This is a genomic window from Crenalkalicoccus roseus, from assembly GCF_004761865.1.
GTDB classification, from domain to species: Bacteria; Pseudomonadota; Alphaproteobacteria; order Acetobacterales; family Acetobacteraceae; genus Crenalkalicoccus; species Crenalkalicoccus roseus.
The window spans coordinates 13,459-27,214 of sequence record NZ_SJDM01000009.1 but is presented as its reverse complement, the minus strand read 5'-3'; the positions used below and the strand labels follow the sequence as shown (position 1 = coordinate 27,214).

Here is a 13,756-nt window from a genome sequence, read left to right as displayed (position 1 = left end):
GGATAACCCCGAGTCGCGTCAGTAGAGTCCCCTGATCGCGTCAGTAGAGTCCCCGGGATAAGTCCGGGCCCTGTGGATAACCTTCGGGGGCGTCAGTAGAGTCCCCTCGTTCCGGGACGCTTCCGGGCGGCGTCAGTAGAGTCCCCTCATTCCGGGGCGCTTCCGGGCAGCGTCAAGAGTCCCCTCATTCCGCCCTTGTTCTCCATCCCCTCCGGGTCCTGGCGTTCCTGCGCCGGGCGGGCCTGGAGCGGTCCGTGCGTCCTGTCCCATCTCCCGCCCCGCGAGGCGCAGGCACCCTCTCCCGTTTGGCGGCCCTGCCGAGATGGGTCCCGTTCTGGCGCTCCGGACGGCTGCTTGTCCCTCCCTTCGGGCCGGTGGCACATGCGATAATTGTTCTTATCGTGCCTGCTGCGGCGCCGCCACAATCGCCGCCGAGGCCCGATCCAGCCCCGGTTCCAAGGGCAGCGAGACCGGGAAGGTCCGGGCGCCGCCCGCAGGCCCGGCGCCCTACCCCTCGAGTGCTGGCGCCAGCAGCGCGTCGAGCTGGGCGATCCGGTGCTCGACCGCCGCCAGCGCCGCCGCCAGCCGGGCGCGCCGCTCGGCCAGCCGCGCCCGCTCCGCGCGCAGCCGGGCGCGGTCGAGGCGCCCTGCCGGCAGCAGGGGCGCGCCGCCAGCCGGCACCTCGCGGCGCAGCTGCAGGATCTCGCGCCGGGTCACGTCCGGCCGGATCAGCCCCCGCTCGCGGGCAGCGCGCAGCTGCGGCTCGGTCAGCAGCGTGATCTGGTAGGCGGTGCCGTAGCTGCCCGGGCAGGCCTCGGCGGGGATGCGGCCGCCATCCACCGCGCGGGCGATCTGGCGGAGCTGCGTCGCCGTCGCGTCCGAGAACGGGAACAGCCGCGCGCTGCCCCGCCGCAGGCGCGCGAACTCCGCCTTCGTCAGCATGGCCTCGAGGGCGATCAGGGCCCGCCCGATGGCGAGGAAGGAATCCCGGGCATCCGCCCACTCCCTCTGGATCTCGCTGCGCGTGCGCAGGAGGCGCCGCACCTTCTCCCGGTCCTCCGGCAGCGAGGTGCCGGCGAACACCTCGCGGATCGTCCGCAGCGCCTCCGGATCCTCGGCCCCGAGCGCTTCCAGCTCGGCGGCGCGGGGATCGGCCGGCGCCGGATCGGCGAGGATTCCGTCCTCGGCGGCGAGGAACGCCCGCAGCGCGGCCCGCGACCGCTTGCCGCTGGCCGCCGTCACAGCCCCACCTCCCGGCGCACATAGGCCCAGATCTCCTCGAAGGGCTCGATGCCGCGCGACTTCGAATAGTCGAGCAGCGTCAGCCCCTTCGAGGCCGGCACGTGGATATCCTCGAGCTGCGGCAGCTCGATCGGGCAGACCGGCCCGACCTTCACCAGCAGGCCGCGCATGCGGGCGTAGCTCGTGGTCCGGCGGTTGGCGCGGTTCAGCACCACCGAGCAGCGGAACCCCTTCCCGGCCAGCGCCCGGATCCAGGGCGCGACGGAATCCACGTCGTCCTGCGTGCAGACTGCCGGCACCAGGATAAGGTCGGCCGCCTCGGCCAGCGCCTCGATCGCCGGCAGGTGATCCTCGACGCTCGGCGGGGTATCGAGCACGGCGAGCCGGTAGCCTTCCGTGCGGCGCAGCGCGGCGCGCCAGTCCTGCAGCGTCACCGGCTCGACCATGGCCTCGGCGAAATCCGGGAAGGCCTCGCGCGTGCGGGCGCGGCGGGCCGCCCATTTGGTCAGCGTCTGCTGCCGGTCGAAATCGAGGCCGACCGCGCGGATCCCCGTCTGGGCGGCGCTGACCAGCAGATGGCGGCTCAGCACCGATTTCCCCGACCCGCCCTTCGGGCTGCTGACGAGCAGGATGCGGCAGCGCGCATCCACGACCTCGGCGGCGCGCTCGCGCGCGGCGGCATCCGGCATGTCCGATCCCCCTGCATTCCCCCGAACCGCAATACCCCCTGCGCGCGCGCGCTGTCCACGATGTCGGGGACAGGGGCGTAAAAGCCGAAATTAGACATGTCTAAGGCCGGGCCTCCCTGCGCGCGGGGCGCCAAGCCCGGGAGGGGCCGCCGCCCCTCCTCGGCCGCAGGAAGGGAGGGTCAGAACCGGAGCTGCAGCCCGGCGAAGACGCTGCGGCCAAAGCCCGGCTCGAACAGCGCCTGGTTCGGCACCGCCTGCGGCACCACATTGGCGCTGGCGATGTAGCGCCGGTTGTCGAGATTGCGCGCCTCCAGGAGGGCCGCCGGCGAAGTCCCAGCCGGTCCTCAGCCCGAAGATCGTGAGGCTGTTGGTCTTCGGCGTGTCCGCATTGTCCCGTGCAGGGCCTGCGACACCCATTCCGGCTTTGGGGGCCGCCCACGCCCCCGCCGGGTGGCGGTAGCGCAGCTCGGCCCGGCAGGGATGCCGCGGCGCGCCTGCAGCTCAGTGTTGCCGTAGGGGGGATCGCCGTCGCAGCGGAAATCGCCGAAGGTGCAGACCTGCCGCAACGCCAGCCGGTCTCCCTCGCCAGCAGGCCGCGCCGGAGCGTCCACCCCAGGGCCGCCTCGATGCCCTGATGCGGAGCGCGGCCGGGGTGGTCAGGGCGAAACGGTCTGGCTTGGCGCCGGAGGCGTCGTCGGCGCGGCAGATCGGGCAACCCGCACCGGCCACGCCCTGTCGGCCACGCACTACAGGCAATGCGCCGCCGAGGCGCCGGCAGCAGCACGCGCAGACATGTCGCCAAGGGCCGCAGGCGGCGCATGGAAAGGGACCACGGGCGATCCGTTCCGGGATGGGGAAGGGCAGGCGATGCGTCGGAGGGGTTGTTCCGCAAGGCCACAGGCCTATCCTTGCCGGCGGGGGCTGGAGCCGTTCCCGGCGCCCATGGTCCTGGTGACGGCTCCATGTGGATGCGCGGAGCGCTCGCAGTCCCGGCCATACCCGGCCGCCCGCGATCTGCGCCGAGGGGGGCGCCAAACAGGCCATGGTGGACGAGCCGGAGAGGGATGTCGCCGTGCCACGCCGGCAGGACCGGCCGGCCGCGCCGGGCACCGCGCCTTGCGCCACCCTCGGCGCGGAGGCGGAGGCCTATGCCCGCCAGGCCTTCGCGCGGAACACCCGCCGCGCCTACGGCGCCGACCTCGCCCATTTCCGGGAGTGGTGTGTCAGCCAGGGCCGCCCCTGGCTGCCCGCGGCGCCGGCGACGCTCGGCGATTACCTAGCCGCGCATGCCGGCACGCTCAGGGTCAGCACCCTGCGCCGCCGCGTCGCCGCCATCGGGCGCGCCCATGCGCTGGCCGGGCAGGACCTCTCCCCCGCTGCGCGGGCGCTCGCCCGCACCGTCCTGGCCGGCATTGCCGCCGCCCACGGCTCCGCCAAGCGCCAGGCCGCGGCGCTGACCACCGCCGAGGTGCGGGCGATGGTGCTGGCCTGCGATGGCACGATGCAGGGCATCCGTGACCGCGCCCTGCTGCTGCTGGGCTATGCCGGGGCGCTGCGCCGTTCCGAACTGGTCGGCATCCGGGCCGGCCACCTTCGCAGGACGGTGGAGGGGGTGGAGATCCTGATCCCGCGCTCCAAGGGCGATCAGGCCGGAGAGGGCGAGCGGGTCGGGATCCCGCGCGGCCGACGGCCGGAGACCTGCCCTGTCCGCGCCCTGGAACGGTGGCTGGAGGTCGCCCCGGCCGGCCCGCATGAGCCGGTGTTCCGTAAGGTCACCGTGGTGCGCGGCCGGGGGGTGACGCTGCGGGAGGTAGCCGAAACCCGCCCCCTCAACCCCGCCAGCGTGCGCCTCATCCTGGCGCGCCGCGCCGCCGCGGCCGGCCTCGTCGGCACCTCCGACGAGCCGATCAGCCCGCACGGGCTGCGCGCCGGCTTCGTCACCGAGGCCTACAAGGCGGGCGTCGCCGACGAGGCCATCATGGCCCATACCCGCCACCGCGACCTGCGCACCATGCGCCGCTATGTGCGGCGCGCCCGCCTGGTCGGGGACAGCCCGGCCGGCAGACTCGGCCTGTAGCGCGGTTTCGGGCAGGCTGCGCGCGGCCTGCCGTGAAGGAGGCGCCGAAGCCCCGCCCATGCGCTGCCCGCATCCGGACTGGCTCGACAACCGCCTGAGCGTGGCGGGGCCACGGGAGGAGTACGAGGCGTTCCGCCGTGCCGCGGCGGGGGCTGGGGTGGCGGGATGGCGGCTCGACTACGACCGGCTGGAGGAGGACCTCTTCCATCTCATGATGGCCGGCCCCGCGGCGGGGCCACGGATCACGGCGGCCGGGGCCCGCCTCATCGCGCGGCAGCTCCGCGACCTCGCCTGGCAGGACCATGAGGAGGCGCTGGCCCGGATCGGCGTGGACCGCCGCTGCCCCTTCGACCTGAATGCGCTGGTGCCGGTGCCCTGGGAGGTGCTGCGCCTTGGCGAGGACGATCCGCGCGCCATCGCCTGGCTCTGGGAGCATTGGGGCACCACCTGGCCTCTGCGCCGCGTCGAGGTGCGGGCGCTACCACCGCCGCAGCGCGCCGCCCTCAGGCCCGGCGAGGCAGGCTGCGAGATCCGCTTCTGGTCGGCCGACTGGTCGCCATGGCCGGTCCTGGCCGCGTGCCGCCGGCGCTGGCCGACGCTGCGCTTCGAGCTGGCGGTCGAGTACTGGTGGGGCATCGCCGCCGAGGTCGCGGCCGACATGGGGCGGCGCCGGGCACGCGACGCCGGATCCCGGCGGGTCCCGGAACGGCCTCACCGCGCGCCCAGCCGCCCGCGACCCGCTCCAGAGCGGATCCCGTTCAGGCGACCCCGCCTGAACGGGTGAAGAGGCTCGTCCACTCAATGAGCCGGAGCATTGGCCGTGAGCCAGGACGAACCGAACATGCCCTGGCACCTAGCCCGCGAAGGCGGGAACGCCGGAGCGGTGACTCAGCCACCCAAGGAAGGGCGGAAACGTGGTCCACTTCGGCGGTCACGCGTAGCCGTTGGCGAGGTCGTGCGGCACCACCAGCACCGCCGACCCCGCCCTGGCCAGCCCGTGCGGCGACGGTGCCCGCCATTCGGCACCATCAAGCTGGGCGAGGGCGTGCGCCACCTGCACCCGCTGCCGCTCCCCGCCCGAGAGGGTGGCGTAGGCACGCCCGGCAGGATGCGCGCCCCGGGGTGCGCCATCGTCCCTGGATCCCGCGCCGGCGCGCCGTGCCAGGGCAAGCGGCGAGTGTCACTACCTCCGCATCGCCGACGACGCCCGGCTTGCGCGCGGCGGTGGCGGCCACCGCATCGGGTAGGGTCATCGCCTGCTAGGCGGGGCAGGCGAGGGCGAGGATCGGCTTGTCCTTGCCGGTTACGGCAGGCGGTAGAGCCGGTCGCGGAGGGCTGGAAGCGGCCGGGAACGTGCCTCTGCCCCACGAACAAGGGACGAGAGCCGTTTCCGCGTGCACAGCCGCGTGGAAACGTCGCTGGCGGTTCTTCCCGTGGAGGGTCACCACCTCCGGCGCCTCGGCGAACGGCTCCTCGCTGCACAGGGTGCACGGGACATGGATCGGGCTCGGACATGGCGGGCGGTCAGTCGGGCCGGGCTGTTCCTCCAGCGGCGCCGGGATCTGTCATTGATAATCAATATCAATACCGACACGCGCTGCCGCGCAGGAGGCGCTGCTTTCCTGGGCGGTGACTGGAAGGGGCGGAGATGCTTCAGGGATTCACAACCTTGACGTGCAAGACTGCCAAGCCCATCAGATGCGAGACGGTTTCGCCGCACAAAGGATTTGGCACGGCAAGACCACGCAGGCAGAATCACGCGGATTTGCTACCAGGGGTTGCACGCTGATGTCGGAAACAGCCGAGCGACCCGGCCGCGCCGCGGCAGGGTGGGAGAGGCCGGAGGCCGCGAACCCCCTCCGGCTCGCTGTCCCCGGCGCCGCGGCTCGCCCCGCGGATGCCGGGCAGGAGGCGGCCTTCCGCCAGCTCTTCCACGCCAACCCGGTGCCGATGTGGGTCTATGACCGGGAGACGCTGCGCTTCCTCGAGGTGAACGACGCCGCGGTGGAGGTCTATGGCTGGCCGCGCCAGGCCTTCCTCGACATGACCATCCTCGACATCCGCCCGCCCGAGGACACGCCGTCGGTACGCCGCGGTGCCGCCCTGGCCGGGAAGGGGCGGCGGGTGAGCGGCCCATGGCGCCACCGCGACGCCGCCGGGCGCGAGCGCCTGGTCCGGGTGATGTCCCACCCCCTGCGCTTCGCCGGTCGCGAGGCCGTGCTGGTCGCCGCCTGGGACGACACCGAGCGCCTGAGCACCGAGGCGGCGCTGCGCGAGCGCGAGGAGATCCTCCACCTCTGCATGCGAGCCGGCCGGGTCGGGACCTATCGCCGCGACTTCCTGGCAGGCCAGGTCCACCTCTCGCCCGAGGCGCGCGCCGTGCTCGGGCTGCCGCCCGGCGAGGGGCCGATCACCGCCCGAAAATGGTGCGGTGCGCTGCTGCCCGAGGACCGGCAACGCGTCCAGGCGGAGATCGCCGCGGCGCATCGCCGCCGCGCCCCGGAGGCCCAGTACGAGTACCGGATCCGGCGCCCGGGCACCGGCGAGGTCCGCCACGTCGAGAGCCGCGCCCGCTACACCTACGCCCCGGACGGGCGGCCCCTCGGCTCCGTGGGCGTGCTCATCGACGTCACCGAGCGCCGGCGGGCCGAGGCGGCGCTCGCCGAGAGCGAGGCCTTCGCGCGCAGCCTGATCGAGGGCAGCGCCGACTGCATCCGGGTGCATGACCGGGCCGGGCGGCTGCTGTTCATGAACGCCGCCGGCCTGCGCGCGATGGGCATCGCCGACCTGTCGGAGGTGCAGGGCCGCCCCTACGCCGGGTTCTGGCCGGAGGAGGAACTGCCCAAGGTGCGGGCGGCGGCGCGGGAGGCGGTGGCGGGCCGGGTCGGGCGCTTCACCTGCTACCTGCCGGGTCCCTCGGGGGAGCGGCGCTGGTGGGAGGCCACCCTCTGCCCCGTGCCCGCCCCGGGCGGCGGCCCGGCGGAGCGCTTCGTCTCCGTCCTGCGCGACGTGACCGAGGCGCGGCGCGCGCAGGAGGAGGCGCGGGCGCTCGCCGAGCGGCTCTCCGCGGTGCTGGAGGGCACCACCGACAGCGTCATCGTGCTCGACCGCGACTGGCGCGTCACCTACGCCAACCGCCGCGCCGGGGCGATGTTCCCGGGCCGGCTGCGCCCGGGTGCGCATCTCTGGGAGGAATTCCCCGAGGAGGCGGAGGGCCCTTTCGCGCGCCACTACCGGCGCGCCCTGGCGGAAGGCAGGCCGGTGGTCTTCGAGGAGCGCCTCGCCGCCTCGGGCACCTGGCTCGAGGTGCACGCCTTCCCGATGGCAGGGGGCGGCCTCTCGGTGTTCTTCCGCGACGTCACCGAACGCCGGCGGGCGGAGGAGCGGCTGGCCCACCTGGCCAGCCACGATGCCCTGACCGGCCTGCCGAACCGGGTGCTGTTCCGGGAGCGGCTGGAGGCGGCCCTGGCCCGCCGCGCCGCGAGGGGCCGGGCGGTGGCGCTGCTCTGTGTGGATCTCGACCACTTCAAGGCGGTGAACGACACGCTCGGCCACGCGGCGGGCGATGCGCTGCTGTGCCAGGTGGCGGCGCGCCTGCGCGGCTGCGTGCGGGAGGGCGACCTCGTCGCCCGGCTCGGCGGGGACGAGTTCGCCGTGCTGCAGGAGGAGGTGCGCCGTCCGGCCGACGCCGCCGCGTTGGCGCGGCGGATCGTGCGCACCCTCTCCATGCCCTACGACCTGGAGGGGCGGCCGGCGCTGGTGGGGGCGAGCGTGGGCATCGCCCTGGCCCCGGCCGCCCCCGCGGCGGGCGGGCAGGCCGAGGACCTGCTGCGGGAGGCCGATGTCGCGCTCTACCGCGCCAAGGCCGAGGGGCGGGGCAGGTGCCGCCTGTTCGAGACGGGGATGGATGAGCGCCTGCGCCGGCGCCAGGCGCTCAAGCCGGCGCTGCGCGGCGCGGCGGCGCGCGGGGAGTTCGATCTGCACTACCAGCCCGTGGTGGACCTCGCCTCCGGACGGGTGGTGGCCTTCGAGGCGCTGCTGCGCTGGCGCCGCCCGGGCGGGCGGGGGGCGGTGATGGTCCCGCCGGCGGAGTTCGTGCCCGTGGCGGAGGAGGCCGGGCTGATCGGCCCGATCGGGGAGTGGGTGCTGCGCGCCGCCTGCCGCGAGGCGACGGGCTGGCCGGAGGGGATCGGCGTCGCGGTGAACCTCTCCCCGGCGCAGTTCGCCGACGCGGCGCGGCTGGTGCGGTCGGTGGCGGGGGCGCTGCGCGCCTCGGGCCTCGCGCCCGCCCGGCTCGAGCTCGAGGTGACGGAGACGGTGCTGCTGCGCGACGAGGCCGCCAACCTGGCCGCGCTGCGGGCGCTGCGCGCGCTCGGGGTGCGGTTGGCGATGGACGATTTCGGCACCGGCTTCTCGAGCCTCGGCTACCTGCGCAGCTTCCGCTTCGACAAGATCAAGATCGACCGCTCCTTCGTCTCCGACCTGCCGCGGGGGGAACAGTCCCTGGCGATCGTGCGGGCGGCGGTGGGGCTCGGGCGGGCGCTCGGGATGGCGGTGGTGGCCGAGGGCGTGGAGACGCCGGAGCAGCTTTCCGCCCTGCGCGGGGAGGGATGCGCCCTGGCGCAGGGCTTCCTGTGGGGCCGCGCGGTGCCGGCGGGGGAGGTGCCCGCGCTGCTGCGCGGCCTGATACCGGATCCCGCCGGGCGCGACCTGCGCCCGCCGCAGGCGGGCGAGCGGCCGGATGGCCGCTGCCGCTCGTGCGGCGAGGCCAGGCGCGAAGAGGCCTGCGCCGACGCCTGAGGGCGGACCGGTCGGATTCGCAAGGCTTGGCCTGAGCCCGGACGCCTCCCTCCGCGCCGCCTGATGCCCGCGCCTTCCCGCCCGCCGTCAGCGCGCGCCGAAGAGCAGATCCGGCAGGAACAGCACCGCCTCCGGGATCAGGATGAGCAGCAGCGTCACCGCCGCGGCCGCCAGGAAGAGCGGAACCGCCTCCCGCGTGTATTCGCCGAGCGGAACGCGGAGGACGGAGCACACCGCGTACATCGCCGCCCCGACCGGCGGGGTGAAGTTGCCGATCGTCGCGGCGACGATGAAGACGATGCCGAAATGCACCGGGTCCCCGCCGAGCTGGCGGATGACGGGCAGGAAGATCGGCGTCAGCATCAGGATCAGCACCGTGGCGTCCACGAAGAGGCCGGCCACCAGCACGAAGAGCACGATCGCCGCCATCGCCGGCACGAGATCGCCGGCGAGGCCGGTCAGCCACTCCGCGACCGCGTCCGGCACCTGGTCGTAGACGATGCCGTAGGTCAGGATCGCCGAGACCGCGATTAGGAACATCACCGCGCCCACGTCCGACAGGCTGCCCTCCAGCGCCTCCAGGAAGGGCCGGCGCTTGAGCTCGCGGTGCACGACGGCGCCGATGAAGACGGCATAGACCACGGCGAAGGCGCCTATCTCGGAGGGCGTGAAGACGCCCATGCGCAGGCCGACCAGCAGGAAGACGGGGAACAGCAGCGCCCAGAGGCCGCCGCGCAGCGCGCGGAGGGCCTCGGCCGGCGTGGCGCGCCGCGCCCGCTCCGGCGGGTAGCCGCGCCGGCGGGCGGTCAGCGCGACGGCGAGCCCGAGCGCGGCCCAGAGCAGCAGGGCGGGCAGGAGGCCGGCCGCGAACATCCGCCCGATCGAGACCTGCCCGATCGAGCCGTAGAGGATCATGCCGATCCCGGGCGGGATGATCGGCGTCAGCAGCGCGCCGAAGGAGAGCACGGCGGCGGCGAAGCCGCGCGACATCCCCCGCCGGACCATCTCGCCCCCGAGCATGCGCGCCTGCATCGCGGCATCGGCGATGGCCGAGCCCGAGACGCCGCCCATCAGCGCGGAAAGCGCGATCGAGACCTGCGCCAGGCCCCCGCGCAGCCGCCCCGTCATCACGCTGGCCAGTTCCAGGAGCCGCCCCGTGATGCCGGACTTGTTGAGGAAATTCCCGGCGATGATGAACAGCGGCACGGCGAGCAGCGCGAAGTTCTGCGTCTGCGAGACGGTGACCTGCACCGGGATGGTGATCGGCAGGTCCGGATTCTGCAGGAAGAACAGCATGCCGGAGAGGGCGATCGCGAAGGCGACCGGCATGCCCATCAGCATCAGCAGGACGAAGGCGAGGGCGACGAGCAGCATGGGCCTCAGCCGCCCGCCGGCGGCAGGGCGGGGCGGCGCAGCTTCAGCAGGGTGGTGACCAGCAGCAGCGCGGCGCCGGCGGGCAGGCTCGCCGTGACCCAGGAGTAGGAGACGCCCGGGATCCCCTGGAAGGTGCGCGCCCGGCTGACCCAGGCGAGGTGGATGCCCGCGGCCACGACATAGGCCAGGAAGGCGGCGATGAGCAGCAGGTTGATGCGGACGAGCAGCGCCGCGGCGGCCGGCGGCAGCCGCGCCGTGACCAGGCCGATCGCCATCAGCCCGTCCCTGCGCCACGCGATGTCGGCGCAGAGGAAGCAGGCCCAGGCGAAGAGGCAGGTGGCGATGTCGGTGGTCCAGTTGAGCGGCGTGCCGAGCGTGCGCGCCACGCCGCCGAGGAAGATCAGCGCCACCATGCCGAGCAGGAAGGCGCCGGCGAGGACGGCCTCCGCCCGGCAGAGGCCGCGGTAGAAGCCACCCATCGCGCGCCCCGTCAGTTCCGCCCGACCTCGCGCAGCACCGCGTCGCGCTCCGCCGTGAGGCCGAGCGCCTCGTAGGCGCGCGCGCCGGCGCGGCGGAACGCCTCCAGGTCCACGTTGTCCACCACCGTCATGCCGCGGGCCTGCATCTGACGGCGCACCTCCTGTTCCTGCGCGGCGATGCGGCGGGAGGTCTCCTGCCCGGCGCGTCGGCACTCCTCCACCAGGACGGTGCGGTACTCCTGCGGCAGGGACTGGAAGAAGCGCGAGCCGACCACCTGGAAGTTGATCAGCAGGATGTGGCCGGTCTCGCTCGCGTAGCGCAGCACCTCGTTGAAGCGGCCGCCGGGGATGTTGTTCCAGACCAGCTCGACGCCGTCGATCGCGCGCTGCTGCAGGGCCGGGTACATCTCGCCGAAGGCCATGGCGACCGGCGCGGCGCCGAGCGCGCGGACGGATTCCTGCCAGATCGGCGCAGGCGGGGTGCGGATGCGCTGGCCCGCCAGATCCTCCGGCCGGCGCACGGGGCGGTTGGTGAAGAAGTGCCGGTGCCCCTGCACCCAGTCGAAGCAGAGCACCTGCAGCCCGTGATTCGCCGCGAGCTCCTCCTGCCAGCGCCGGAGGGTCGGGCTCTCCGCCAGCCTCTCCACCTCCTCGAGGCTTCCGGCGAAGTAGGGGCCGTTGAGCACGGCGAGGCCGCGGACATAGGTGCCGAGCCGCGCCGCGTCGGTGTTCTGGCCGATATTCGCGCCCTGGCGCATCTGCTCGATGATGTCCTCCTCCACGCCGAGCTGGGCGCTGTGGAAGACGCGCATGGTGAGCCCGCCATTGGTGCGCTCCTGCACGCGGCGCGCCCAGGCCTGGAAGCCCTCGTGGTAGGGCTCGGTCGGGGCGAGCACGTGGTTGAAGCGCAGCGTGAACCGCTCCTGCGCGGCGGCGGGCGCGGCGGCGGCCAGCGCGAGGCCGGCGGCCAGGGCGCCGAGCCGCATCATCGAACGCATCATCCCGTTTCCTCCCTCAGGGTGCCCGGCGCGACGCCGCGCCGCGAAGAAGAGGCTGGAGCCGCCGCGGCCATGGCCAGCGGGGCGGCGCTAGAGCGTCTGGCCGCCGTCCACGACCAGCACCTGGCCGGTCATGAAGGCGGCCGCGTCGCAGGCGAGGTAGACGCAGGCCTCGGCCATCTCCTCCGCCGTGCCCAGCCGGCCCATGGGCTGGCGCGCGGCGAACAGGCGCAGCGCGCCCTCCCGATCCCCCGTCGCGTCCGCCCGTTCGATCAGGGAGGGCGAGAAGGTGGTGCCGGGCGCGAGCGCGTTGCAGCGGACGCCATGGGCCACCGCCTCCCGCGCCACCGCCTTGGTCAGGCCGATCACCGCCGCCTTGCTGGTGCCGTAGGCCGCGCGCCCGGCCACGCCGGTCAGGCTGGAGGCGACGGAGGCGACGTTGATGATCGCGCCGGCGCGGCGCTCCAGCATGGCCGGAAGGGCGGCGCGGATGGTGTAGAACATGGAGGTCACGTTCTGCTCGAGGCTGCGCGCCCAGTCGGCCTCGCTGCATTCGAGGATCCCGCCCGCATGCACCCAGCCCGCCGCGTTGACCAGGATGTCGAGCGGGCCCGCCCCGGTGATGGCGCGCGCCACCGCCGCGCCGTCCGTCACGTCGAGTTCGAGGGGAAGGATGCCCTGCGCGGGAAGGTCGGCGAGCTTGGCGCCGGTGCGGCTGGCGGCGGTCACCCGCGCGCCTTCCCGCGCGAAGGCGAGCGCGACGGCGCGGCCGATGCCCTGGCCCGCGCCGGTGACGAAGGCGCGCTTCCCCGCGAGCCGCCCCTGCATTCCCGCCCCTCCCGCGGCCGCCCGGCCGCCGCGCGGCGCGGAAGACCGGCTGAATGTCATTCGTGTACAACTGCCACAAACCCGCCAGCGCCACAATGGGAGCCTGACCCGATGACGCTTCGCTCCCGCCCCGGGCAGGCCGGGGCGGCCCTGGGCGCGGAGCCGCGCCTCAACGCCCGCACGGCGGAGCTGCTGGCGGCGCGCATCGCCGACGGCTCCCTCCCGCCGGGCACGCCGCTGTTCGAGAGCCGGCTCGCCGCCCTGCTCGGCACCAGCCGGGGCCCGGCGCGCCAGGCGCTGGCGCGGCTGGAGGCGCGCGGCCTGGTCCGCCGGGCGGCGGGGCGCGGCTATGTGGTGGCCGGCGCGCCGGCGCCGGGCACGGCCCCTCCCGCTCCGGCGGCGCTCTCCAACCTGCGCGGCCTCCGCCTCGCTTCGGCGGCGAGCTGGGAGAGGGTGCTCGCCGAGGTGGAGCGGGCGATCGTCGCCCGCACCGCCTTCGCCTCCTGGCGCCTGGTGGAGACCGAACTGGCCCGCCACCACGGCGTGAGCCGGACCGTGGCGCGGGAGGTGATCGCGCGGCTGCACCAGCGCGGGCTGCTGCGCCGCGACGAGCGTGCGCGCTGGGTGGCCCCCGCGCTGACCGCGGCGCATGTCGGCGAGCTCTACGAGGTGCGCGCGCTGCTCGAACCGGCGGCGCTGACGCTCGCCGCGCCGCACCTGCCTCCCGGCCTCGCCGCGGCGTTGCGCGCCCGCCTGGAGAAGGCGATGGCGCGGGCCGAGGCGCTCGACGGCGCGGCGCTGGACGAGCTGGAGGCGGATCTGCATGTCCGCCTGCTCGGCCACTGCCCGAACGCGACCCTGCGGGAAGCGGTGCGCCTGCACCAGTCGCTGCTGGTGGCGCACAGCTTCCTCTACGGCCGGGTGCCGCGCCTCTTCCCGGTCGAGCCCTTCCTGCCCGAGCACCTCTCGGTGCTGGCGCATCTGGAGGCGGGGCGCGTCGCCGAAGCGGCGGCGGCGCTGCGCGCGCATCTCGAGGTCTCCCTCGGGCGCGCGATGGCGCGGATCGAGGAGGTGAAGCGCGCCCCGCGGCCGCCGCCTCTGCCCTACCTGCAGCCGCTGCGGGGCGCGCAGTGAGCGCGGCAGCGGGACCGGAGCGGGGCGCGAGGCGGAACGGCATCCGCGCGGGGGCGCCTTGACGGCGCTGCGCTGGACCGGGACAGTCGGCGGATCAGGCCCCGGCAGAGGGCATCGTCGAGGGAGAGAAACGCT

At 74.5% G+C, this 13,756-nt stretch carries 11 protein-coding genes; 4 read left to right on the top strand and 7 right to left on the bottom strand.

Annotated features, from left to right (window positions below):
* Positions 1-507 precede the first annotated feature (507 nt).
* Complete coding sequence (locus ET526_RS09465; protein ID WP_135467452.1) at positions 508-1,242, bottom strand: hypothetical protein; 735 nt, start codon at positions 1,240-1,242, stop codon at positions 508-510.
* The gene (locus tag ET526_RS09460) at positions 1,239-1,931 is read right to left on the bottom strand and encodes a ParA family protein (protein WP_135467451.1); all 693 of its coding nucleotides are present in this window, start codon (positions 1,929-1,931) and stop codon (positions 1,239-1,241) included. The genes ET526_RS09465 and ET526_RS09460 overlap by 4 nt, the downstream gene beginning before the upstream one ends.
* A gap of 1,072 nt (positions 1,932-3,003) precedes the next feature.
* Between ET526_RS09460 and ET526_RS09455 the strand changes: the two genes are divergently transcribed.
* Together ET526_RS09455 and ET526_RS09450 are read left to right on the top strand one after the other, a co-directional pair.
* On the top strand, positions 3,004-4,008 hold the full coding sequence (locus tag ET526_RS09455) for a tyrosine-type recombinase/integrase (RefSeq protein ID WP_158295539.1): 1,005 nt from the start codon (positions 3,004-3,006) through the stop codon (positions 4,006-4,008).
* Positions 4,009-4,066: 58 nt separating this feature from the next.
* On the top strand, positions 4,067-4,792 hold the full coding sequence (locus ET526_RS09450; RefSeq protein WP_135467449.1) for a hypothetical protein: 726 nt from the start codon (positions 4,067-4,069) through the stop codon (positions 4,790-4,792).
* 147 nt (positions 4,793-4,939) lie between these two features.
* Here the strand turns inward: ET526_RS09450 and ET526_RS22370 are convergent, their stop codons facing one another.
* Positions 4,940-5,068, bottom strand: coding sequence for a hypothetical protein (locus ET526_RS22370; RefSeq protein ID WP_275668637.1), 129 nt, complete (start codon positions 5,066-5,068; stop codon positions 4,940-4,942).
* Positions 5,069-5,796: 728 nt separating this feature from the next.
* On the opposite strand from ET526_RS22370, the gene ET526_RS22365 reads away from it, so the two are divergent.
* Positions 5,797-8,808, top strand: a complete 3,012-nt coding sequence (locus ET526_RS22365; protein WP_158295538.1) for a sensor domain-containing protein — start codon at positions 5,797-5,799, stop codon at positions 8,806-8,808.
* An 87-nt stretch (positions 8,809-8,895) separates the two neighbouring features.
* Here ET526_RS22365 and ET526_RS09435 read toward each other — a convergent pair whose 3' ends face one another.
* The 4 genes from ET526_RS09435 to ET526_RS09420 all read right to left on the bottom strand — a co-directional run bounded on the left by ET526_RS09435 (position 8,896) and on the right by ET526_RS09420 (position 12,487).
* Positions 8,896-10,182, bottom strand: coding sequence for a TRAP transporter large permease (locus ET526_RS09435; protein WP_135467447.1), 1,287 nt, complete (start codon positions 10,180-10,182; stop codon positions 8,896-8,898).
* A gap of 5 nt (positions 10,183-10,187) precedes the next feature.
* Complete coding sequence (locus ET526_RS09430) at positions 10,188-10,661, bottom strand: TRAP transporter small permease (RefSeq protein WP_135467446.1); 474 nt, start codon at positions 10,659-10,661, stop codon at positions 10,188-10,190.
* Positions 10,662-10,672: 11 nt separating this feature from the next.
* Complete coding sequence (locus tag ET526_RS09425; RefSeq protein ID WP_240048330.1) at positions 10,673-11,662, bottom strand: C4-dicarboxylate TRAP transporter substrate-binding protein; 990 nt, start codon at positions 11,660-11,662, stop codon at positions 10,673-10,675.
* Positions 11,663-11,749: 87 nt separating this feature from the next.
* Complete coding sequence (locus tag ET526_RS09420) at positions 11,750-12,487, bottom strand: SDR family oxidoreductase (protein WP_135467445.1); 738 nt, start codon at positions 12,485-12,487, stop codon at positions 11,750-11,752.
* A gap of 111 nt (positions 12,488-12,598) precedes the next feature.
* Between ET526_RS09420 and ET526_RS09415 the strand changes: the two genes are divergently transcribed.
* Positions 12,599-13,621, top strand: coding sequence for a GntR family transcriptional regulator (locus tag ET526_RS09415; protein WP_135467444.1), 1,023 nt, complete (start codon positions 12,599-12,601; stop codon positions 13,619-13,621).
* Positions 13,622-13,756 lie beyond the last annotated feature (135 nt).

Coding starts and splice junctions, on each gene's coding strand:
- ET526_RS09460 (WP_135467451.1), bottom strand. CDS start 1,931: ATGCCGGATGCCGCCGCGCGCGAGCGCGCCGCCGAGGTCGTGGATGCG.
- ET526_RS09450 (WP_135467449.1), top strand. CDS start 4,067: ATGCGCTGCCCGCATCCGGACTGGCTCGACAACCGCCTGAGCGTGGCG.
- ET526_RS22365 (WP_158295538.1), top strand. CDS start 5,797: ATGTCGGAAACAGCCGAGCGACCCGGCCGCGCCGCGGCAGGGTGGGAG.
- ET526_RS09435 (WP_135467447.1), bottom strand. CDS start 10,182: ATGCTGCTCGTCGCCCTCGCCTTCGTCCTGCTGATGCTGATGGGCATG.
- ET526_RS09430 (WP_135467446.1), bottom strand. CDS start 10,661: ATGGGTGGCTTCTACCGCGGCCTCTGCCGGGCGGAGGCCGTCCTCGCC.
- ET526_RS09425 (WP_240048330.1), bottom strand. CDS start 11,662: ATGATGCGTTCGATGATGCGGCTCGGCGCCCTGGCCGCCGGCCTCGCG.
- ET526_RS09420 (WP_135467445.1), bottom strand. CDS start 12,487: ATGCAGGGGCGGCTCGCGGGGAAGCGCGCCTTCGTCACCGGCGCGGGC.
- ET526_RS09415 (WP_135467444.1), top strand. CDS start 12,599: ATGACGCTTCGCTCCCGCCCCGGGCAGGCCGGGGCGGCCCTGGGCGCG.